Here is a 23403-nt window from a genome sequence, read left to right as displayed (position 1 = left end):
AAGGTGTCGCTTTTTATTCAAAAAGTCGATCTACATCTCAAATTGCCAGTAATTTGAAATATCAAAAGAATCCTTTATTAGAAAAGTCAATCCATATTTCGAATTGCTGCTGAAGTGCAGGTGCAAATGCCAGTAAAAGGGAATCATGATTGTAAAAACTGAATCACCTGCCTGCCAGTTGATTAATGCGCGAAGCCATGCAGCCGGCGCCGAAGCCATTGTCGATGTTTACCACCGCGACACCGCTGGCACAACTGTTCAACATTGCCAGTAATGCAGCCAGACCGTGAAAGCTCGCTCCATATCCGATACTGGTAGGAACCGCAATGACCGGACATTGAACCAGTCCGCCGACTACACTTGCCAGGGCGCCTTCCATACCGGCGACAACGATGATGACATTGGATTGCTGTACATCGTCCAGACGATGAATCAGGCGATGCAAGCCGGACACACCGACATCATAGATGCGCTGCACCTTATTACCCATCAGCTCACAGGTTAACGCAGCTTCTTCGGCAACTGGAATATCCCCTGTACCCGCTGTAACCACGGTTATTCCAGGGATAGAGCCATCCTTTTCTTTGGTATACAGAATACGTGACATTGAATCATAAACTGCAAACGGCAGCCTATCCTTGATGCGGGCATAGACTTCCGCTGAAATGCGGCTTGCCATCACATTCGGATTTTTTGCTTTCAGACGCAGAAAAATCTCCACAATCTGATCATCCGTCTTCCCCTGCCCAAAGATCACTTCCGGGAAACCAGTCCGCATCTCCCGTTGATGATCCAAAACCGCAAAACCTTCAACACTTTCAAATGGATAATTTCGCAGTTTTTTATATCCATCCTCAGCAGAAATTTCACCTTGAGCGATTGACGCTAACAATTTTTTAATTTGATTTTCTTCCATTGTATTTTGTTTTCAATGATCCTTTTTATGTAACCAGCTTCTATTCTTATTGTATACCAGCAATTCGAAATATGGGAATTAGGAGAAATGGAAAAAATTGTCTACAAATATTAAAGTCTTTTACCTTAATGAATAATGGTCTATATGTAATTATTCGAAAACAAGTCAAATGGAATTGATGTAAGGGTGAAGCAATCTCCTGCCAAATGTGGGAATAGATTGATACTCTATGATCGCACTGATAAATTAATCCATAAATGATTCATCATAATAATCGTTGGCACAAAGCACAAATAATCAGAACCACAAAGAATCTCGCTCCTTATTTCACAGTATTGGATCGAAAATCAATGTTTTGAGATGGACAATTCATTGTAGAATGAAGTTAAAGGCATAAAAATGAAGATATTTATCGTCTTCCTGATCATATTTACGGTTTTGATCATGGGGAAGTCTTTTTTTTGTGCAGTTGAGCCTGCTTTCAGTCAATTCTATTATCTTCAATCCAAAAATATCCACCTGAAACAAAATTCTAAAGCCACGGATTCCAGTTTTTCGAAATATTGGGAAAAACCGCTCTTTATTCGAAAATTCGGTCAATTCCGTCATCCATTCCGGCAATTCGAAATATGGAAAGAATTATTCGATGTTATATTGCTTTTTCACAGAACAAAAAAACAACATAACAGCCAGCTTTCTCTCTTGTATCACAAGACTTTTCAAATTTTCGATTTGATGGATCCATTCCGGTATGGGGGAACCGGTCGGTTAAGAAGGAGGTACCTATGAAAATCCGATATTGGATTGTCATTTCGGTTTTAATCTGGAATGTAGTGGTGATTATTACGCTTTTGGCAGCATCTCCGAAAAACATTGACAATCAAAATAACAGCGCAATCATCAATCTGCTCTCCGGGAAATGTATGGATCCGGAGGGGATCAATGCAGAGAACGGAACGCTGGTCCAATTGAACGATTGTGATGCATCATCCGATCAAAATTGGGAAATCGACAACAACAACTACCTGATTCATACTGCATCTGGAAAATGCCTGGATGTTCCAGGCGCTTCCGGAAGAGCGAATTCTGCAAAATTACAATTATGGGATTGCGAATGGGATTATCAAGATACCGATCAACGCTGGTCGCTCACTTCGGATGGTTATTTACAGAATCTCTTCTCCGGGAAGTGCGCAGATATTCCAGGTGTATCCGGAACTGAAAGCGGTTCCTACATCCAGCTTTGGGATTGTGAATTTGACAATAGTTCTGAAACCGATCAGCGTTGGTCATTCAATGCTGCAGCACAAACCTCATTTGGTTTTAATCAGAGTGGATTTGCCGGCTATCAATCCTCCGAGGAAGAGAATTATTCAAATCAAAACGCTGATGAGGCTCAAAATTCACAAAACGATGATGACTGGGATGATGATGGAATCGCTGAAACAGAGGAAAATTGGGTTGCCAACACCTTTACGCCACAATATTACCTGCACGTAGATGAACCTGCGAAAGTCATCCGCTACGCCTATCAAGTTTCTCCGCAATTTTTGCTGGATGGAATCCAGCAAAACGGAGTCATCTTAACCGTTGTGGCTTTGTATGAAGATGACTGGGCATATCCGAATATCGGATCTTTTTTAGGATGGAAAACTCCGGCTTTCCAATACGAATGGCACAAAGGGGATGCGGAAGCCATCGAAATTTGGCTGGAGCGAATTTACGGACCCTGCGGTGTGCATCCGCCAGACTGGTCAGAGCAATTCAATGATCCGGGTGGATCCGCACGCTGCTATATCCTTCGCAGACTGGTGATCCACCGTCATGAGCATGCCTGGATTTACGAAATACCAGCTCCAGCAGGGATCATGCCAGTGCAATTTGATCAAATGAGCGCAGCCAATGTCTCCGTCCCCGGCAGCCGTCATGCGCAGATTTATGTTTCTAAAGGAAAACATGGAGCATATATTGATCCTTTCTGGGAATGTGCACAAACGACTTATCAGGGAACTTACAGCATTGAAGACTGGATCGGCATTTTGGAAACGCATGAATATTGCACATCAGCATATGATTCCATCAACGCAGGGAAATCGATTCTGCCCGTTTTTGACACCTCCTTCAATGTAGGAGAAGCAAACCGGCCGTTGCTTTCATCCGTTGACAATCATCCCAGCCTGGGAGTTTTTCATGGATTAGACTTGTGGAGTACTTCTTTGTTCTGTGGAGTTGGTGTCGAGTATGTAACAGAATCCTGTACTTCCGGTTTAAGAACAAAATGGTGCGGGGGTGGCGGAAGCACGTATTGCCAGTATCAGGCGGAATACTCCAGACAATATACGGAATCAGAATTACCGGAGAACAGTCTGGATATCACAGAGAGCGATTTGTGTATGCAATATGATACCGACCGATTTGGATCCGATTACATGTCGTTTCAAATGACGTTAGCCGATCCGAATCAATGCGCGACAGCCTGTGTGGCAGACGGGGAATGCGTCTCTTATGCCTATGTTCCTCCGGGAATGCAAGCTGAAAAAGCGATCTGCTATTTGAAAAATTCTGCACCTGACCCGTATTATATGCAAGGAGTTGTGTCAGGTTTGCGCAGCGCCTGTCTCGAATAACACGGGAATCGTCAATCTGGAGCATTCATCCCTGAATGTCGAACTACAGGGCATTTTTTCGTAGCTATTTAAAGATTGGTTCGTCAGGCTCATGCCCTCCTCGCAATGACAACGTGTCGGGCTGATGCTATTCTCGCTATGACAGATTACCGAGCGAGCCACACAGTGGCGAAGTTTGTCATTGCGAGCCCAGCAAGGGCGAAGCAATCTCCCTGCCCCATTATGTAAAGGGTGCCACACGAAAAGAGATTGCTTCGTCAGGCTCATGCCCTCCTCGCAATGACAACGTGTCGGGCTGATGCTATTCTCGCTATGACAGATTACCATGCGAGCCACACAGTGGCGAAGTTTGTCATTGCGAGCCCTGCAAGGGCGAAGCAATCTCCCTGCCCTATTATGTAAAGGGTGCCACACGAAAAGAGATTGCTTCGTCAGGCTCATGCCCTCCTCGCAATGACAACGTGTCGGGCTGATGCTATTCTCGCTATGACAGATTACCATGCGAGCCACACAGTGCGAAGTTTGCCATTGCGAGCCCTGCAAGGGCGAAGCAATCTCCCTGCCCCATTATGTAAAGGGTGCCACACGAAAAGAGATTGCTTCGTCAGGCTCATGCCCTCCTCGCAATGACAACGTGTCGGGCTGATGCTATTCTCGCTATGACAGATTACCATGCGAGCCACACAGTGGCGAAGTTTGTCATTGCGAGCCCTGCAAGGGCGAAGCAATCTTCTATCACATGAAAAAGGGCAATTACTATTTCAAAATGATGATTATTAAATCTTGATAAGTAGAAATTCGAACAAAGAAAGAAACTGAAGCTATCCGGGGAGTAAAATGTATATTGGCTGGATGATCTCCGGATAGGGAGCTGTATGGAACCTGTGAGGCATAAACAATCCGGAATAACCAGCGGAAATCAATCGGATAAAAAGAGGAAAACCATGGAACAGGATCATTCTACAGATGAAATCAGGCAGGCTGCTGCAGGAATCGCTGAAAACTACAACGATTATGATGTTCCGATGTACGGTTCTTTGCTGCGACTGCCGGAAAGAAACGCTGTTATCGATATTTTGCATGATCTGCAAAAACTGCTCTTCCCGGCCTATTTTGGCGATCCTTACCTGACCCGCCTTCCGCCGCAGCAATACTCAGCATTATTATTGGAGCATATCCAGAAAAAACTCTGTAAACAAATTTCGTTGGCATTGGAAGAAACACCGGAAAATATAACAGCAGCCCGTGAAATTTGCTCAGCCATTATCCAGAAGATCCCGGATATCCAACGCTATCTGGCAAAAGATCTGACAGCTACATTCGAAGGTGATCCCGCGGCAAAAAGCAAAATGGAAGTACTTTTTTCCTACCCCGGTTTTTTTGCGATCTTTGTCTATCGCATCGCTCATGAGCTCTATTTGCGCCAAGTACCGTTAATCCCCCGCATGATGACCGAGTACGCTCACAGTAAAACCGGCATTGATATTCATCCAGGAGCTGTCATCGGAGAATATTTCTTTATCGATCATGGAACAGGCATCGTCATCGGGGAAACAACAATCATCGGCAGCCACGTCCGAATTTATCAGGGAGCAACTCTGGGCGCGCTTTCACCGAAAAGCGGACAAGCTCGGAGCGATACGAAACGCCATCCCACCGTGGGCAACAACGTAACGATCTATTCCGGAGCTACCATTCTGGGCGGTGAAACCGTGATTGGCGACAATGTCACAATCGGCGGCAACGTCTTCCTGACCGATTCCGTTCCGGCAAATACGCGCGTCAGCATTAAGGCGCCTGAATTGAAATTCCGTGAAGCCGAGTTCTGACAAATCAATATTTACAAAGAAACGAATGCCATTCATCGCAGCATTCGAACGATTAGCCAACCCTTCGCATCAACCACCAAAACATATCGTTATGCAGCAATTCGAAATATGGATTAACTTTTCGAATAAAAAAAAGGAAATTTGTTGTTTTTGTGCTTTTTTCAAAACAACCTAACGATAAAAACTCCTCTACATATTTCAAATTGATCGATTATCGATTGACATATAACGCGTTGTGATATAATAGCTACTATATCACGATGCGTTATAATTTATCGTGATATAAGCCCGGGCTTAGCCAAAGGAGCAGCAACTCAAAATATGGATTGACTTTTCGAAAAAGAAAGAAGAATCGTTGTTGTGTTTTTTTTGTGCGAAGTATAAGAATAACACAACAACGAAAAACTCTCCCTATATTTCGAATTGCTGGCAAAGGAATGAATCCTGTTTATTAGACAATCAAACCTATTTTTTAAGCCCGGAAATCGATAAAAACCTATAGAGAATGAGCGTACCGATGGATTACCAGAAAATAAGGAAACGGTTTATCCCGATGAGTGAAACCATGTTCTTCATCCTATTCTCACTGCGGGAAGAAAACCATGGCTATGGGATTATGCAGGATGTTGAAAAAATTACCAGAGGCAGGATCAAGCTGGGTGCAGGCACTGTCTATCAAAGCCTGTCAAAACTGGAATCGGATGGTTTGATCCAGCCAACGCAGGAAATTGAACGCAAGAAGCAGTATCGAATCACAAAGATTGGAGAAAAAATTCTTTCGGAAGAAATTGAACGGATTCGAGAGCTTTTTCAGATCACGGAGGATTTTCGATGAGTAAAACAAGAACGGAATGGTTTTCCACGTTTCGCTATATGGTTCCAGCCGACTATGAGAACTGGATGGAAAAACTGGCTGCAGATGGCTGGAATATCGATAAAATCGGTCAATGGAGTTCCATCCGCATGGTATTCAAAAAAACAGATCCGAAACAATATCGGTACATCTTTGACATTCATACCAGTGCAAAGCGGGATTATCTCGAAACCTACCGCCAATTTGGTTGGGAATTTGTCGGTCAAATGGCAAGCTGTTTCATTTGGCGCAAAGAATACACTGCTATCCGTCCTGAATCTTTTACAGATCTGGAAAGTATCGAGAAACGCAATCGCAATGTGATGAATGCTGTGATGGTATCGTTTATCCTGTTTACAGTCATCACGCTTGTCATGATCGCTGCCACTCTTTTATCTTCATCCAGTATGAGCTCTGAGGAAACACGGCAAATGATCCTGTTTATTGCTTGTGCAGTGCTATTTTCGACGTATCTCGGATGGGTGGTTTGGAAAATTTATCACAATCGGGATCGTTAAATAAAAATATTGCTGCAAATCCAACGGAAAAATCCGTTGGATTTGCAGCAATTGAAGAACTCGGTCGGCCTTTCAAAGAAAGCGGGAAATTCTTCTATGATTTTCTATAGCGGATAGATTCAGAGATCCTTCCCAATATATTTTCGATATTCCATTAATGACCGTTGCCGTCTGAACAAGCCATCGTGCAGCGATCGCGAATCGAACACCAGGCACAGCTAGGCCAAAACATCGGAGGGTCACCCCGCATAACGTCGGATACCCTGGTCAGATGATCACCGCGCATCCCCCCAGATGCCTCAGACAGCAATTCATCAGAAAGTACTTCTTCCTGTGAATCCGCAGCATTCATTTTTTTGTGATTTGAAATAGGACTTTCATTCTCAGGTAGCATCTTCTATTCTCCTTTTAAAAAAACTGACAATCGATCATCATTCAACTATAATTCGGCCATTTTGCTGCGTCAAGGAATTAAACACAGCAACAGCAATTCGAAATTTGAAAAAGACGAAAAAAGAGAAAGCCTGTTATTGTGTTGTTCTTATGGTTTATTTTTCCAAATTTTCGCAAATAATTTGAAAAGTCAGGTGATTTTTCAAATTGCTGAAATAAAAAAGAATCGTGTAGAATTAGTACTATTACGACGTCAACAAATTAAAACTGCAATCTAATTCAGGCACACTGCAGCGTTCAGAGAATCCCAATCGATTCGATGATCGGTTGTTTGTGTACTCTAATTTTTGTTGAAAGGAACCCGTCCATTGAGAAAAAAAATAATCATTGCTGGGATCTTTTTAATCCTCCTTTTTTTATTTTCCGGGTGTCAAAAAGCGGCGCAAAATATACAGCAGTCTGCGCAACTTTCTGCAGATGACTCAAAACTGATTCATTCAATCGACGACATTCAGGACAAACGTATCGGCGTCCTTTTGGGCAGCATCCATGACGCCTATGCCACGAAGAACTATCCGCATGCTACCGTGATGCAGTACAAATCCGTGCCAGATATCATTCTGGCAATCAAAGCCGGCAAAATCGATTGTGCGTTCATCACTCGGGAGACCTTTCTGGAAGTGATGAGGCAGGATGATACACTGGGTTTCATCACAGAATCTTTGTACCGTATTCCAATCGGCAAAGGATTCTCGAAGGGGAGTCCGCTGGTTGGAGAATTCAATGCTTTTCTTGCCGATCTGAAAACCAACGGGATTTTTGACGATATGGTCAATCGTTGGATTACCAACAATATCACCGACATGCCTGACATTGAAAATTCCGGAGAAAACGGTCAACTGAAAGTGGGACTGGTCGGTGACAAAGGACTGCCGTTTACCGTGATCCAGAACAACCGGTTGATCGGATTTGATGTGGAACTGGGGCAGCGGTTTGCTGCCTATCTGGGGAAGGAGTATGTCCCCGTTGATATGGAGTTTGGATCCCTGATTCCGGCCGTCTCTGCCGGCAAAGTGGACATGCTCTCCAGCACCCTTGTGATTACTGATGAACGAAAAAAGCAGATTGATTTCTCAGATCCTTATTATGAATTAGGAGTCAGCGTCTTTGGATTGAAAAAGAACATCGCTGCCTATCAGGTTTCCGTACCAGCAGATGGAAAGCTCATGGCCAGCCTGAAAGATCTCATCGGCAAGCGGATCGGCGTTCAAACCGGCACGTTATATGGAGAATTTCTAAGCAAAAATTATCCGGAAACCCAGGTGCTGAGTTATTCCAGCACTGCCGATATGATTATGGCATTGAAGAGCAGCAAGATTGACGGAATCATGATTGACGGTATCTCCGCGGAAGTAGCACTGAAAACCAATCCGGAAATCGGCATTCTGAGCGATGAAGTTATGTCCCTGCCAAGAGGTGTTGGTTTTAATAAGAAAAATCCGCAACTGCGGGAAAAATTCAATCGGTTTCTGGCCGAAGCGAAATCCAATGGCTTGTACGAAGAAATCTACAAGCGCTGGTACGAAGAGGATCCGGAAAAAGCACAAATGCCGGAGATCAAGAATCATCCGGACGGTCCAAAAATCATACTGGGCGTGGCAGTAGCAGATCTGCCTTTTGTGGCAGTCGTCAACAACCGCTATGTCGGTTTTGACATTGAAATGGTGCAGCGATTTGCCGAAAAAGAAGGGCTGAATCTGGAAATTACCGCTATGGATTTTTCAGCGCTTGTGGCATCTCTGGCATCCGGCAAAGTGGACATGATTGCTGACGGAATTGCCATCACGGAAGAAAGAAGCAAGCAAATCGATTTCTCTGATCCTTATATCAAGGGAAAAACTGACATCATCGCCCTTCGAAAAAATCTGGCTGTCTTTGCTCAGCAAACAGCGACGCAACCGACCGAAAATCGCTCTTTTCTGCAAAAAGTTGCCAGCAGTTTTCAGAATAACATCATCGCCGAAAAACGCTATCTGCTGATCGTAGAAGGTTTAAAAGTCACTTTTATTATCGCGCTTTTCTCCGCCATCGTTGGCACATTGCTGGGTGCGTTCATCTGCATGCTGCGAATGTCCGCCAACCGGATACTGCGCAGTATCGCGAATGTGTACATATCCATTCTGCGCGGAATTCCCGCGCTTCTGGTCTTGATGCTGGTATTTTATGTCGTATTCGCCTCGGTGGATATCCATCCGACCATCGCAGCCGTGATCGCCTTTGGCATGAATTTCGCTGCTTATGTCTCTGAAATGTTCCGCACCGCCATTGAAAGTGTGGATAAAGGACAAAAAGAAGCCGGCATTGCCAGTGGTTTTACCTCGTTTCAAACCTTTCTTTACATCATCCTGCCGCAAGCCGTGAAACAGGTACTGCCAGTCTACAAAGGAGAATTCATCTCCATGGTCAAGATGACATCCGTGGTCGGCTACATCGCTGTGCAGGATTTGACCAAAGCCGGCGACATCATCCGCAGTCGTACTTTTGATGCCTTCTTCCCGCTGGTGATGGTATCCGCGATTTACTTCCTGCTCTCCTGGCTGCTCGGATTGTTCCTCGACATGATCTGCATCCGAACCGATCCGAAAAGAAATCGAAAACAAATGGTAAAAACACATGATTAGAACAGAACATTTATCAAAGCGCTATGGCAGTCTGACAGTTCTCAAAGACATCAGTGTCGAAATTGCGGATGGTGAAGTTATTTCAATCATCGGACCATCCGGAACCGGGAAAAGCACGTTTCTGCGTTGTCTGAACTTGCTGGAAAAACCGGATGGCGGCAGCATTACACTGAACGGGACAGCGCTGCTCGCACCTGGAACCAATATTTCCGACGCCCGCAAAAAAATCGGCATGGTTTTCCAGGGGTTTAATCTGTATGCACATCTTTCGGTTTTGGATAATGTCACTATCGGACCGAGAAAATTGCTAAAGAAAAGCAAAGCTGAAGCGGAACAGAAGGCGGAAGAACTGCTGAAGCTGGTCGGTGTGGCAGAAAAAGTGAACAGTTTTCCAGATGAACTCTCCGGAGGGCAGAAACAACGCGTTGCCATAGCACGCTGTCTGGCTATGGAGCCAGATCTGATCCTGTTCGATGAACCCACGTCAGCGCTGGATCCAACGATGGTCAGTGAAGTGTTGGCGGTCATCCGCCGCCTGGCAAAAGAGGGCATGACTATGCTCATCGTAACGCACGAAATGGAATTTGCTCGCAATGTTTCCACCCGCATCTTCTATATGGATGAAGGCGGTATCTACGAAGAAGGGACGCCCCAGCAAATCTTCGAGTCGCCACAGAAAGAAAAAACCAGGGCTTTCATCCATAAGATTCGCAGCTTTTCCTGGGAAATCAAAAGCCCAATCTATGATCTGTACGCTATGAATGGAAAAGTTGAAGCCTTTTGCGAAAAACACCTGATCCCGAAAAAGGTCACCAATAACCTGTTGCTGCTGATGGAAGAAATCCTGCTGCTGCAGAAAGATTTTTCGGATATCCGGCTCAGTCTTTCCTATTCTGAACAAACCTCCGAACTCCTGTTCACCTGTGAAGCAGCCGGAGATGCACACGATCCGCTGGACAGCGGGACCCAGGCGGATGATCTGGGTATCAAATTGATCCGCAGCCGCTGCAGTGACATTCAATACCATTATGAGAACGGGAAAAATCGGTTGATTTGCACACTCAAAGGAAATTAGTTAAACCTTTTGCCGTTTTTAAGTCACGAACAGGCTTTCAAAAGATGCTTAGGATGTTTACGAATTCATCAAGAAAAAGTATTGCAAGTTTTCTCGATTGATTTGAAAGGCTGGTATCTACATCGAATCGCTGACTTTGATCAACTATTCGAAATTTGTTAAAAATCTTTTGAGAAACAAGAGAAAAAATGTAGTTGATTAGTTTTTGCGCGGAGCGTAAAAACTAATCAACTACAAATAACCCCTCTCATAATTCGAATCGCTGGGCTTTGATCAGGCATTTGGTATCATTAGACTTGATCGGGATTACCAGCCGCTGCCTGTCCATCAAGCATTAGACATTCAACAATTCGCACTATGGGTTTGCCATTCAAATCATTCTCCTCAAATATTGGATCACTGATCGACAGGCGGATAGGGGTAATTATTTCCGGTTCATGATCCATTCGGTATCAACCGAAAAAGATCAAATCTCAAAAAGACTGGCATTCGAATGAAAAAAGAATCAAAAGTATTGTTAGCCTCTGGAATTGTTTTCGCAGCAATCTGCATGCGTTCTCCGATCGGCTCCGTGGGGCCGCTGGTCAAATTCATTAAATCCGATTTTCTGCTGAGCAGCAGCGAAGCTGGAATGATCACTACCATTCCGTTAATCCTGTTCGCGCTTGCAGCACCGCTGGCTGGAATCATTGCCCCGCGGTATAAAAGCTCCACCGTGGTTCTGTTCTGTCTGCTGCTGATTTTAGGCGGGGGATGGATCCGTTCCTATACCAACACTGCAGGATTGTTTGTGGGGACCATTTTGCTGGGCACAGGGATCGGAACGCTGAATGTGATCCAACTGGCGATTATTCGCGAGCAATTCCCTGACCAAATCGGCCTGATGACCGGCATATATACCACCTCCATGAAATTGTTCGCTGCCTTGGGTTCCGGACTCAGTGTCTCACTCGTTTTTGCACTCAGCAGTTGGCGCAATGTGCTTTCTCTGTGGTCCACGCTATCGCTGATCGCTATCATTCTATGGATCCTGATTTCGCGCTCCAAACTGTCCATCCAGGCAAAACCGGCTATTCTGCCGCTGCACGTGCTGGGAAGAAACTTTCGCAAGCCGAAGTTCTGGTTGATTTCTGGATTCATGGGCTCGCAGGCGTTGATCTATTACTGTATCGTGGCCTGGCTGCCCACCATTCTGGCAACGAAATCTTCGGTTGTGGAAACCATCGGATTGCTGATGTTTTTAGTGGAGTTTCTAAGCGTCATCTCCGGCTTTGCCGCGCCCATCTTCACTCACCGCATTCACAACGGGCTGCCGATAGTCATCATTTCCAGCGCCTGCTATTTGAGCGGCATCCTGATCGTCTTCCTGAGTAACTGGATCCCGCTGCTGATCCTCGGATGTTGCCTGATCGGTACATCCTCTGGAGCCAGCTTCAGTTATGCGCTGCTGCTGATCGGTATGAATGGAACCACCCATCAGGAGACGGCATGGCTTTCCGGTTTTTCACAGATGATCGGCTATATTATCGCTGCCATCGGCCCGGTTTTGCTGGGTTCGATCTATGATGCCACCAACAATTGGACGATTCCTGTCCTCATTTTATGTTGTACCAGCATCAGTATGTTTCTGATCGGCAAAAAAGCAAACAATCTGACCCGATCGACAACCACGTAGCAATTGGGATATGGATTGACCTTTCAAATAACAAAGAATCTTTATCATATCGCGAATTAATGAACATCACGCCGAAACAGCTATTAAAAAAAAGATACAGATAACAAGAAAGTTATCTGTATCTTTTTTGCTTATAAATATGATGGTTACTTCAGGAATTCATCCACATTGTCTTTGGTGATCAAAGTGAAATCAACCAGAATCTCCGGAGCGACTTCCTTGCCATTGACCAGATCGACTGCCGCTTCCATGGCTTTCAGACCCTGGAGCGTTGTGCTCTGGGAAACTGTCGCCTTGAGACGTCCGTCTTTCACGGCTGCCAGCGCTTCATCAGTGGCATCCAATCCATAAACCAGGATTTTATCTTCCATCTTCGCATCTTCAACAGCCTTCAGCGCGCCCATCGCCATACCGTCATTCTGTGCGACGATCGCATTGATTTCCTTGCCAGAGCTCAGCCAGGTTTCAACCACTGCAAGCGCCTCATCCGTCGTCCAGTTGGCGGTCAACTCATAGACCACTTCCACTTTGCCTTTGGACTCGTCAATGATGGCTTGATACCCTTCGGAGCGGCCAATCTGTGCATCTGAACCCATCGGGCCAAGCAATAAAGCAACTTTACCCTCGCCGCCCATGTCTGCAACCGCAGCGCTCATCTCCATCTTGCCGCCGTCCACATTGGAAACACCGACAAACGTGCTGGCAATGGACTGATCCGTAATCTTCTGGTTCAGGATTACAACCGGAATTCCGGCTTCACGCGCTGCTTTGACAGCCGGGATAATCCCATCCACTGAAGCAGGTTCCACGATGATCGCAGCGATACCCTGAGAGATAGCGGTTTCTATCTGGTTGATCTGTTTGGCAGGATCCTTGCCGCCGTCATATACTGTCAGTTTGACACCCAGTTCATCCGCCTTGGTCTGTACCGCTGTGGACATTTCCATGGTGAAGGCATTTGTCATATGGCTCATAAACAGACCATATACCGGTTCATCCGCCGCTGAAACAACACCCACATTCATGATCAGAATGAGGGCTACTAACAACAACATTCTTGCTTTTTTCATTTTTCCTCCTTTTTCAAAATAAAAAAACTATAAAACCTCAGCGATTCGAAATATTGGGAGAATTTGTCTTAATTGCTTCGAAAACAGACTCTCCGTATGAATTGCTGATAAGAACGGGTCTATTTGCCTCGATTTTTTGTCTTCATATCCATCAAAACCGCCAGGATAATGATCATCCCCTTGATCACCGGCTGATAATGCGAAGAGACATTCAGAATATCCAGCGAATTGGCAATGATGGAGATCAACAGCGCGCCGATGACTGTCCCGTACCATTTACCCGATCCGCCCGACATAGAGACACCGCCGATGATCACCGCTGTGATGGCATCCATCTCATAGCCTTGCGCAGCCGTAGGATTGGCGGAAATCGTGCGCGACGTCAACAGCAAGCCGGCAATGCCCGCCAGAAAACCGGAGATCATATACACAACGATCTTGACGCTATAGGTGTCAATGCCGGAAACGCGGGCAGCGGTCTCATTGCCCCCAACCATGTAAACATGACGGCCGAAGACAGTCCGCGTTAAAACAAAGGCGAAGATCAGCGTGATGACAATATAGTAAATCACCAGCACCGGGATGGTATCGAAGACAAAAGCGCCTGAAATGGCTTCAAACGGTTTGGAAACATTGAAAACCGGCTGTCCCTTGCTGGCAATCAGCGCAGCGCCACGGAAAATCGTCATCGAACCCAGCGTCACAATGAACGGCGGGATACTGCCATAAGTCACTCCGATGCCATTGAACAAGCCGACCAGTGTCCCGATGAACACCGGCAGCAGGATCGGGATGATCAACGGATACTCCCCAGGATGGGCAAAATGCGCAGCCATCACGCCGGACAGCGCTGCGATCGAACCGACCGAAAGATCGATCCCGCCGGTGATAATCACATACATCATGCCGGTTGCCAAAATACCGTTGATGGAAGTCTGCTTCAGAATGTTCAGCATATTGCGTCCCGAGCGAAAACCGGGAGGGCTGAAAATCATCAGGACACAGACAATGATAATGAAGGCAATAAAAATCCCCAGCTCTCGAAGATCGTCCGTTTTCCATTTTTTACTTTGTTTCACATTCATTCGTCTCATCTCCCCGTTCGGCAGGTTCATCATTACTCGCTCATAACAATTTACACAGACTCGCCCTCGTCATTCATGTTGGACGCATACTGCATAATCCGCTCCTGAGAAAAGTCCTTGCGCAGGATCTCTCCCGTCAAACGTCCGTCCGCCAGCACAATGATGCGGTCAGCCAGACCCATCAGCTCCGGAATTTCTGAGGAAATCATCAGTACCGCCTTGCCTGCCTTAGCCAATTCCCCCATCAGGAGATAAATATCGCGTTTGGCACCAACATCGATACCGCGCGTCGGTTCATCCAGAATGATGATGTCCGGTTCGCTGAGCAGCCATTTTGCCAGGACGACTTTCTGCTGATTACCACCGCTGAGTTTGTACATCTTTGTCCCACGCGAATTGGTGCGAATATTCAATTTCGAAATATATGTATCGGTGAGTTCCGCGGATTTCTTCGCATCAACGATTCCCAGTTTCGCAATGCGGTCCAGTATGACAACAGCAATATTGGTTTCAACCGACTCGATTAAATTCAGACCGGTTCGTTTGCGATCCTCCGTGATCAGGGCAATTTTATGCCCGATCGCCTGTTTGGGATGACGAATCCTGACTGTCTGTCCCTCAATTTTCAAATCGCCGGCAGTCGGATGCGTGATGCCGAAGATACATTCCACCAGCTCACTGCGGCCAGCGCCGACCAGTCCGCCGATCCCTAAAATTTCGCCATAATGAAGTTGAAAGGAAATATCGCGGAAATGGGTTCCGCGTGAGAAGTTCGTCACTTCCAACGCCACAGCGCCTCGCTGTGTTTCAATTTTCGGGTAAACCGCCGTAATCTCGCGCCCTACCATCAACTGGATCAGCGCATTTTTGGATAGTTCCGCTGCCGCATAAGTCCCGATCAATTCCCCGTCACGCAGAACCGAAATGCGGTCGGCAATTCTGAAAATCTCATCCAATTTATGGGAAATATAAATGATACCCACACCAGTCCGGCGCAGCTTTTCAATCTGCTCAAACAAGGTGTGAACTTCTTTTTCGGTCAACGCCGAAGTCGGTTCATCCATGATAATGATGCGGGAAGACAGGGAAATGGCTTTGGTGATCTCTACCAGTTGAACCTGTGCCACGCTCAGGTTGCGCATCAGCGCTTTCGGATCCATCTGAACACCCATCGATTCGAAAATCGACCGTGTCTGCCGGATCTGTTCCTTCTGATCCACAACGCTGAGTCCGCCTAAATGATTGCGGCGAATTTCCCTTCCCATGAACAGATTCTCGGATACCGACATATCCGGAACAGGGCTCAACTCCTGATGAATCATGGAAATGCCCAGGTGCAGCGCTTCCTGCGGCGAATGAATCTGAACCGTTTTATCCTGAATCTGGATTTCACCGCTGTCAGCAGTATAAATGCCCATCAGAATTTTCATCAAAGTCGATTTTCCGGCGCCGTTCTCACCCACCAGAGCATGAACTTCCCCCGGCCGGATCTGGATGGAGACATCCTTCAGAACCGGTACGCGTGAAAAACTCTTGTATATGTGATTCATTGCGAGGAAAAACACTGACACAGGATTCCTCCATGGTTCTATATAAGGTCATGCGGTGTAGGAAAAAAAGATTCACTGACGCTTCGTCACAGAATTTATTATAACGATTTTCCGCTTGTTTTTACAAGTAATATCAGCTTTTCAAAATATGGATGAAGTTTTCGAATCATGAAAGAGAATTTGGTGTTTTTATGACTTTAACATGAAGCATAAATTATGAGAATCATCATAAATTCTGTTCACATTTCGAATGACTGCAAGCAAAATCAGCATTCCGAAATTTGAAAATACCATTACAAAAAAAGAGAAAATTGCTGTTATTCCCAATCATCAGGGTGATAACTGCGCAGTTTCTTGACTTCGGCACGCCGTTTCTTCTGAAACAGCCGCGCTGCTTTGGCGGAGACACCCGGATGCGTCGCTTTGCGGATTTTCGGCTTGTGCAGCGCCGCTTCCACCAGATGAGTGAAGCGCAGCACGGCATCCAGACGGTTCTGTTCCTGCGTTCGGTAGCGTTTCGCTGTGATGATCAGCACGCCATCTACCGTCATGTGATTTCCGGCGCGGAGCGTCAGCTGCTCCTTGATGTCCGGTTCCAGCGAGGGGGAATTGCGGACGTCAAAGCGCAATTGCACTGCAGTCGCGACCTTGTTGACGTTCTGCCCACCTGGTCCGGACGCGCGAATATATTCGAACTGGAGTTCGTTTTCATCGATTTGTACGGCGGGTGTGATCTCAATCATGCGTTAAGTATAATCGTTCACGCCGAAATCGTCGCGGGATAACGGTTCGAAAACAGCCATTTGAAATATGGATCGACTTTTTGAATAAGGGAAGAAAAAATGTTGTTGTGGTGTTTTCGTGCTTTATTCCAAAGATTGATAGGATGAATAATTCATGGATTCATCTGTCATTGCGATCATAGAGAAGCAATCTCTTTTTGTGTGGCAATTTTTACGTAATGGAGCAGGGAGATTGCCACGCCCCTACAGGGCTCGCAATGACAAGTTTTACAAAGTTGGCCGCTACAGGGTAATAGCAATGACAGGATTCTCACCACCGTGTGGGCATTACCGCAGACAACTTGTTTTACAAATATTGATGTCTGGCAGTTGTAGCCTGACGATTGATATCTTAAGTTCCTGTAACCATAGGCCTAAATAACTTTCAGTTTACTTGGAGCTTACTCTTTTTTTTTAACCTACTACTTTTGGGAAAGAAACTTTCTTACAAAACAAATTCAGGGTTTTTCGGCTACTTGCTGTGACCCGAAAAACCCTAATCTCCCTTTATCACGAACGCTCGCAGGATTGGACCGGCTTCTTACAAGCGCAGCGTTTTCAACTGGCTTTCCATGCGATGGCTCATCACTTGCGCCAGGTGTTTCTTTTCTTCCTTAAGTACAATGCGGAAATCTTCCGGTTGCAGCTGAGGGTACAGAGTGATCAACTCCTCGACGAAAAGGACAGAATCTATTTCTGCACGCTCGGCCATATCGTAAATCTCATCTTTATTGGTGGCTTTTGCTGCCTTTTCCCGCAATTTATCGGGGTCTTTTAGCGCGTTATTCTCTATCAAGATTATCAAGTACTGCTCCTGCTCCTCTGAGACCTCGACCGTCAAATCACTGCCGCCGGCGAATTTTTTTAATAGTTCGGTATAAATGGTGAAATGACGATCCTCATCACTGGCAAGTTTCTCGAAAAATTTACCACCGAATTTAGCATCCTCCGCCAACTGTCGGTACAATGCACCGACCGCTTTCTCATTAGCGGCCATCATCCTGAAGAAATCTGTGCCATTAAATTGTTTACTCATCGTGTTTCTCCCATCATTTTAGATTTGCAGAAATCCGACCTGCATATATATTATATAAAAATCGACTCTAATATTCAATGATTGATTTTTAAAAAGAGTTAATAACAGCAATTCCTAAGAAAATTGATTTCAGTTTTTATGATTGGATGTGTAATATTTTTCATCCGTTGTTCGAAATATAGGTTTTATTTTTGCAAAAAGTAAGAAAACTCGTTGTTGTGTTGTATGTGGGCAAAGCGCACATACAACACAACAACGAATCATTCTCCTTATATTTCGAATCACTGCTGCTCCAGGATTTAGATCGTCATCATGATAAAATCATTTTCAATTCTTCTCGAAAACCATACAAAGAAAAGTCAAAATTTCTATAACTTTAGCGGTTAACCATTGATGTACCAGTGAATCAAAATAAGGAGTGAATTTTTTCTTGATTAATTCGCAAAGCCAGCCGATATTCCAAAATACTGAGAAAAGGAACGTAAAAAGATGAAACGTTACATCCGTTGTACTGCCATCGCAACAATTGTTTGGATAGTTCTTCTGAGCGGTCACGCAAGCGCTGCCACCGACAGCAACGCACACGCAGCACTGCCGCTTGCTGCAGCCGCCATGGTTTCGCCGCTATCAACAAGTCCCGTCGCGCCAATCGAAACGCCATCCATCCCCTGCAACATCGTCTTCGAAACGGACCGGGACGGCAATCACGAGGTATACAGCATGGCGCCAGACGGCAGCCAAATGAGGAATCTGACGGAAAATCCGGCGTATGATGCAGAACCTGACTGGTCACCCGATGGCAGCCGGATCGCTTTTGTGTCAAACCGTTCGATGGATGAACGGGAAAGCGGAAATTATATCCTGATCATGGACGCAGACGGCAGTAATGTTCATCCACTGACCTTTGAAGATGACAGTGCCGCACCGGACTGGTCGCATGACGGCAGCCAGATCACCTATTCGCATCACGGGGATATCTACATCATCCCCGCAGACGGCAGCGGCCCCTCGATAAATCTGACAAAATCCTCGGAACAGGAGATGCAGCCCGCCTGGTCACCGGATGACAGCCAAATCGCCTGGTTGCGCAAGGAAGGTGATCAGACCTGGCTTTTCGTCATGAATGCAGACGGCAGTCATGTGCAGCAACTGACGCAAAACGGCAATGTATATGATGTGTTCTGGACGATTGATGGAGAAATTTTCACACATTGGGACCATCCGGATGGCGTTTGCAGCAACTGCGTCATGCAAGCGGATGGATCCAATGTCCGTAATGCCGGTGGAAAAGGCGGAATACAGCAATATTTGCCTTTTAAAACAGTGGATGGAGAGCGAGTCGAATGTGTCAGCGTCGACATTCTGACCGGCGATGAAGAGATCTATCTGGTCGGCGATATTTATCCAGACAATTTCCTGAACCTCACGAAACATCCCGGGATCGATCACAATCCGGACTGGCCGGCGACCTGTCTGTCCGGTTTTGAAGGAGTTCGCCCTGAAAAAGCGCCCATTCCGGTTGCCGCACCTACCGAAACAAAACCGGTACTGCTTTTGGGGTACGCTGGCGATACTCGTGCACAATGGCAGCGCAAGCTTAATTTTCAAAAAGCCTGTGATGAATTGGCCATACCCTGTATATATGGGGAGATCCCTGCATTGCTCAGCGCAAATATCAGCGCCCTCGTCTTGAATTCCAGTCCCGAAACGATCACGAATTCCAGCGCTGCACTCCAGGAAGCAGTGGATCGTGGCATTCCTGTTTTTGTGCTGGACGCCGAAATCGACATAGACGGCGTCTACACCATCACGGCAGATCACGATGAGATGCTGCGTACCACGCTGAATATTTTGTTTCAAGCGAGCGGCAGATCGGGAGAATTTGCCTACTTTGATTTTAATCCGTCACAGAAAGATGCACAGCGCATCCAGAACCTGCTTGAAAAAGAGTATCCAGATATCCAGGTCGTAACCACGGACACGCAGCGATACAATTTCAATCAGGATGAATTCATTTTCAATGATCTGGTCAGCGCATACCCGTCTCTGAAAGCCGTTTGGACAAATGCCGCGTATACCAGCGCGGTTTTCGGGATTGTGAACAACATCAGCGACCCGGACCGGTATCCGATGCTGACCTGTGATTCCACCAAAGAGGGCTTTTACATCTGGAAAGACCGTATAACCGAACATCCTGGATTTTCGTGTGTGGCAGTTAGTAATCCGCCCGGCATCGCCTATGATGCGGTGCATGCCGCTCATTTCTTGCTTAACGGCGAAACAATCGATGCAACCGCGCTGGGAGGCAGCTACGGCAACGCGTTCCTCGTGGATTTTCCGGTCATTACCAACGACAATCTGCTCGATGCGCTGGCAGTCATCGAATATGAAGACGATGATTTTCATACAGACCGGTTGATGTCCCCGGACGAGATCCGGGACCGCTGGTTTGAATAAGGCTTTCATGGGGATTGGAGATGGCAGCGGCTGCAGCTTCAACCGACAAACCGATTTGACGTTTGCGTCGATCCGGGAGTCTGCCGCGGATTCCCATGGGATGGCACTTTTATATAAGATAATAGACAAAAAATGTCTATTATCTTATATAAAACAACTGTATGGAGTTATGCAGTCTTAACAGCTGGTTTCAGAAGCATTTCACTGTCATAATCGGAAAACAATCCTCCGCCATGTGATTTCCTGCTCAAGACAATGGAAATTTCCGGCATTAGAATGAAGCGTACCATTTCAAAACAGTCCTCATCGACTTCTTTTTAAATACCAATTGGTATTCCTAATCCCAGATTCCAAACATGCGCACTCGATAGGCATCGACGATTTCCTGAAGAATTCAATACCATAAATGCTCGTTGGAGTGAGTACGGTATCTTCTCATAATCCATGGGGCTTTTTCGACACTTCTTTTTAACGACGACCAGTTTTCGGTGCAGGATTTCAGTAATTGTTTCTACTCCCGAAAAATTAATCCGTCCCATTTTCGGAATCGGATTCCTTTACGAAATATACTGTATTCAACTCATCGTATTTCTCGGCAATTTGATCATCATAAATAACCTCAAGAGCCATGCTTTCTGCTCCATTTGGTGTATATCGGAAAATCATAAGGTTTTCTTTTGCAGCCTTTTCCTTTGCCGCATTTATTACTCTTGTAAACTCGACTACATTTGGATCATTCGTTTCAGTCTTAGTCGCCTTCCCATCTGAAATCTCAACTTTGCATTTCTCAGTCCCGGTAAATCTATAAGTAACAGTGATTTCATCATCGACGCCTTTTTCTAATAATCCATTTGTAATAGCCGTGCTCCCGATTCTTACATAACAGGCATCATTATTAGGAAATTCTTTTCTTTGGTTACCATAAGACCAATCACTATCATTTCCTGCTGAATAGGAAATGTTAGTATAAACGGATAAAAAATTCTTTTCTTCGACAACCGCTTCTTGCGAAACAGAAACACTTTCCTCTGTGTCTACTTTTGTTGAAGCGTCACCGGTTGCCTGACCATCTGTGTCCTTTTTGCCACAACCGGCCAACATAATTGCAAGAATTGCCACAAATACCAAAATGAAGTCAAAATGAATTGATTTTCTCTTAGCCATTTCTTTCTCCTTAAAAAATCCTTTAACTGTATCAAATGTATTTGTTTATTTATTTAGGATTGTTTTCGAAACGATTCCATCGCCCATATTATATGAATATTTGAAACTTTTCGGGCGGAAGGACGACCCACTATATATGACTTTAATTGAACCACTAACACGACCGCCTTCTTTTAGACATTTAGCCCAACCATTTTCGATTTTTTTTACCGTACTCAGATTTACAGTTTTTCCCATCGGCACAATATTTGCCATCGTGTTGTCACCTCCGAATAAATCAGCGATCAAATGACCTAACTGATCAAATTCTTTAGCAAAACCTTTCCCAATATCTATTAAATTATCAGCGATGTTTAATCTATGCTTTGTATTTAAATAGAGTTCATCGAATTTGACCTCAATAATTCGACCCAATTTATCAGTGCGATATTTATAACCTTTGATTGAATAACTGATATTTGGTATAAGATTTTTATTTTTACGGAAAACTTGTCCAGCATCGTCTGTATAACAAATTGTTGCCGTCGCTTTAGTACCAAGCCGTAATCTGGAATTTACTGGTAATACTATTCCAGTTTGAGTCAGAGATTCTTTTCCAGCGGAATCAAAAATTGTTGTTGTTTGTGCCTCCTCATTTACCAAATGCCAAATACTTTCTTTATCGTAATAAGCCTTACCGATAAGTCTACCGTCATTATCGAACACTGAACCATCAGCCTTGATCTTGGCTTTTCCGCCTGTTGCAAGTTTGAAGCTCTGTAATGGTTTGAAATTTTTTGAAGCAATCTTAAGAACAGAAGTAATGGCTCCCCACATATAGCCTTCAGCAAATTGTTCAATTGCATATTTTTTTGTGGATTTCTGAGTAAATTTGCCATCCTTGACTCCTCGGATTACCTCGTTCATTACCACAGCTATAGCACCGCCGACAAGCGCGTCCTTTGCGACAGCAACTGGCGAACCAAAGACAAAATATGTGGAAACCGATAAATGGTTTAGAATGCCTACTGCTAGAATGATTGATGAACCTACCGCAAATTTCCCGATGACTTTTGGCCAGTCTATCTCATAATCGTCAATTTCTTCTGGCAATTGAGCCATAATCTCTTCATTGGTTGTCTCTCCGACAATCACTTCAATTAGATAGGCTTGGCTTATTGTGTTTTCGTTTATTTTATATTCATAAATTCCTTCTTCGAAAAGAAGATGCTCTATGATATAAGACTCTTCGAAATTCTTTTCATCGATAATTGCTTCGTTGGTAAATTGTTCATGAAGTTTATTCTCTGCGATCTGTGAACCTGAAGATTTTCTTTCTTCATTTTTTCCAGAACATCCAACGAGCAATGGGCACAACAAAGACAGTATCAAAAGGAGTGAAAGAATCTTATGAAATTGCTTCCCTCGCATCAGTGTTTTCCTTCTTCTGAACAGGCAACTCTTATTATTCGATGACTAATTCGAAGCACACGTTACCATTTTGTAGATGCTTCTTAGCATATACATGTTTTCCTATGATTCCACACAATTTCTGAATATCAGATAAATCTGAGCTTGCAAATTCTAAATAACATGTTTTTGATTTCGACGTGTTCAGCTCCGTGTAAAAATCAGAAACAAACACAAAAAACCGATCCAGTAAGTCTTCCAAGGGGTACTGAGATATCAAATTCGCTTTGTCGCCCTCGCCAT

The 23403-nt window shown here is 45.0% G+C and carries 19 protein-coding genes; 8 read left to right on the top strand and 11 right to left on the bottom strand.

Going from position 1 to position 23403, the window contains the following annotated elements; genetic code table 11:
- Nucleotides 1–163 precede the first annotated feature (163 nt).
- The gene (gene larB, locus ATC1_RS02445) at nucleotides 164–916 is read right to left on the bottom strand and encodes a nickel pincer cofactor biosynthesis protein LarB (protein ID WP_062278060.1); all 753 of its coding nucleotides are present in this window, start codon (nucleotides 914–916) and stop codon (nucleotides 164–166) included.
- A 785-nt stretch (nucleotides 917–1701) separates the two neighbouring features.
- Here larB and ATC1_RS02435 point away from each other — a divergent pair.
- From ATC1_RS02435 to ATC1_RS02420, 4 genes are all read left to right on the top strand, one after another.
- Nucleotides 1702–3543, top strand: a complete 1842-nt coding sequence (locus tag ATC1_RS02435; RefSeq protein WP_062278054.1) for a ricin-type beta-trefoil lectin domain protein — start codon at nucleotides 1702–1704, stop codon at nucleotides 3541–3543.
- Nucleotides 3544–4418: 875 nt separating this feature from the next.
- Nucleotides 4419–5372, top strand: a complete 954-nt coding sequence (epsC, locus tag ATC1_RS02430) for a serine O-acetyltransferase EpsC (RefSeq protein WP_201777229.1) — start codon at nucleotides 4419–4421, stop codon at nucleotides 5370–5372.
- 517 nt (nucleotides 5373–5889) lie between these two features.
- Nucleotides 5890–6207, top strand: coding sequence for a PadR family transcriptional regulator (locus tag ATC1_RS02425; RefSeq protein ID WP_062278960.1), 318 nt, complete (start codon nucleotides 5890–5892; stop codon nucleotides 6205–6207).
- Nucleotides 6204–6743: a DUF2812 domain-containing protein gene (locus ATC1_RS02420; RefSeq protein WP_062278052.1), complete on the top strand. Its 540-nt coding sequence runs from the start codon at nucleotides 6204–6206 to the stop codon at nucleotides 6741–6743. Before ATC1_RS02425 ends, ATC1_RS02420 begins: the two co-directional genes overlap by 4 nt.
- Nucleotides 6744–6897: 154 nt before the next feature.
- Here the strand turns inward: ATC1_RS02420 and ATC1_RS02415 are convergent, their stop codons facing one another.
- On the bottom strand, nucleotides 6898–7137 hold the full coding sequence (locus ATC1_RS02415) for a hypothetical protein (RefSeq protein WP_062278049.1): 240 nt from the start codon (nucleotides 7135–7137) through the stop codon (nucleotides 6898–6900).
- Between the two features lie 367 nt (nucleotides 7138–7504).
- On the opposite strand from ATC1_RS02415, the gene ATC1_RS02410 reads away from it, so the two are divergent.
- Together ATC1_RS02410 and ATC1_RS02405 are read left to right on the top strand one after the other, a co-directional pair.
- Complete coding sequence (locus ATC1_RS02410) at nucleotides 7505–9817, top strand: ABC transporter permease subunit (protein ID WP_062278046.1); 2313 nt, start codon at nucleotides 7505–7507, stop codon at nucleotides 9815–9817.
- A complete protein-coding gene (locus ATC1_RS02405; protein WP_062278043.1) occupies nucleotides 9810–10892 on the top strand; it encodes an amino acid ABC transporter ATP-binding protein in 1083 nt (360 codons plus the stop codon). Before ATC1_RS02410 ends, ATC1_RS02405 begins: the two co-directional genes overlap by 8 nt.
- A gap of 290 nt (nucleotides 10893–11182) precedes the next feature.
- Here ATC1_RS02405 and ATC1_RS14795 read toward each other — a convergent pair whose 3' ends face one another.
- The gene (locus tag ATC1_RS14795; RefSeq protein WP_154664735.1) at nucleotides 11183–11338 is read right to left on the bottom strand and encodes a hypothetical protein; all 156 of its coding nucleotides are present in this window, start codon (nucleotides 11336–11338) and stop codon (nucleotides 11183–11185) included.
- 47 nt (nucleotides 11339–11385) lie between these two features.
- Between ATC1_RS14795 and ATC1_RS02400 the strand changes: the two genes are divergently transcribed.
- Nucleotides 11386–12567, top strand: a complete 1182-nt coding sequence (locus tag ATC1_RS02400) for an MFS transporter (protein WP_082174623.1) — start codon at nucleotides 11386–11388, stop codon at nucleotides 12565–12567.
- 146 nt (nucleotides 12568–12713) lie between these two features.
- On the opposite strand, the gene ATC1_RS02395 is transcribed toward ATC1_RS02400, so the two are convergent.
- The 5 genes from ATC1_RS02395 to ATC1_RS02375 form a co-directional block, all read right to left on the bottom strand.
- Nucleotides 12714–13637 (bottom strand): sugar ABC transporter substrate-binding protein, encoded by a 924-nt coding sequence (locus ATC1_RS02395; protein WP_062278036.1) that lies wholly within the window; start codon nucleotides 13635–13637, stop codon nucleotides 12714–12716.
- A 119-nt stretch (nucleotides 13638–13756) separates the two neighbouring features.
- The gene (locus ATC1_RS02390; RefSeq protein WP_201777228.1) at nucleotides 13757–14755 is read right to left on the bottom strand and encodes an ABC transporter permease; all 999 of its coding nucleotides are present in this window, start codon (nucleotides 14753–14755) and stop codon (nucleotides 13757–13759) included.
- Between the two features lie 17 nt (nucleotides 14756–14772).
- A complete protein-coding gene (locus ATC1_RS02385; protein WP_201777227.1) occupies nucleotides 14773–16293 on the bottom strand; it encodes a sugar ABC transporter ATP-binding protein in 1521 nt (506 codons plus the stop codon).
- 296 nt (nucleotides 16294–16589) lie between these two features.
- A complete protein-coding gene (gene arfB / locus ATC1_RS02380) occupies nucleotides 16590–17015 on the bottom strand; it encodes an alternative ribosome rescue aminoacyl-tRNA hydrolase ArfB (protein WP_062278032.1) in 426 nt (141 codons plus the stop codon).
- 580 nt (nucleotides 17016–17595) lie between these two features.
- A complete protein-coding gene (locus ATC1_RS02375) occupies nucleotides 17596–18090 on the bottom strand; it encodes a ferritin family protein (protein WP_062278030.1) in 495 nt (164 codons plus the stop codon).
- Nucleotides 18091–18579: 489 nt separating this feature from the next.
- Between ATC1_RS02375 and ATC1_RS02370 the strand changes: the two genes are divergently transcribed.
- Nucleotides 18580–20547 (top strand): substrate-binding domain-containing protein, encoded by a 1968-nt coding sequence (locus ATC1_RS02370; protein ID WP_062278028.1) that lies wholly within the window; start codon nucleotides 18580–18582, stop codon nucleotides 20545–20547.
- 167 nt (nucleotides 20548–20714) lie between these two features.
- Here the strand turns inward: ATC1_RS02370 and ATC1_RS15070 are convergent, their stop codons facing one another.
- The 3 genes from ATC1_RS15070 to ATC1_RS02360 form a co-directional block, all read right to left on the bottom strand.
- A complete protein-coding gene (locus ATC1_RS15070) occupies nucleotides 20715–20837 on the bottom strand; it encodes a hypothetical protein (protein WP_269079288.1) in 123 nt (40 codons plus the stop codon).
- A 235-nt stretch (nucleotides 20838–21072) separates the two neighbouring features.
- Nucleotides 21073–21711: a hypothetical protein gene (locus ATC1_RS02365; RefSeq protein ID WP_062278025.1), complete on the bottom strand. Its 639-nt coding sequence runs from the start codon at nucleotides 21709–21711 to the stop codon at nucleotides 21073–21075.
- A 45-nt stretch (nucleotides 21712–21756) separates the two neighbouring features.
- Nucleotides 21757–23121, bottom strand: coding sequence for a DNA/RNA non-specific endonuclease (locus ATC1_RS02360; protein WP_062278023.1), 1365 nt, complete (start codon nucleotides 23119–23121; stop codon nucleotides 21757–21759).
- Between the last annotated feature and the right edge of the window lie 282 nt (nucleotides 23122–23403).

Origin of the sequence: Flexilinea flocculi (genome assembly GCF_001192795.1) — a bacterium.
In the GTDB taxonomy this organism is placed as follows: domain Bacteria; phylum Chloroflexota; class Anaerolineae; order Anaerolineales; family Anaerolineaceae; genus Flexilinea; species Flexilinea flocculi.
Note: the sequence above shows the minus strand (reverse complement) of the source record. Positions and strands in the feature narration are given on the sequence as shown.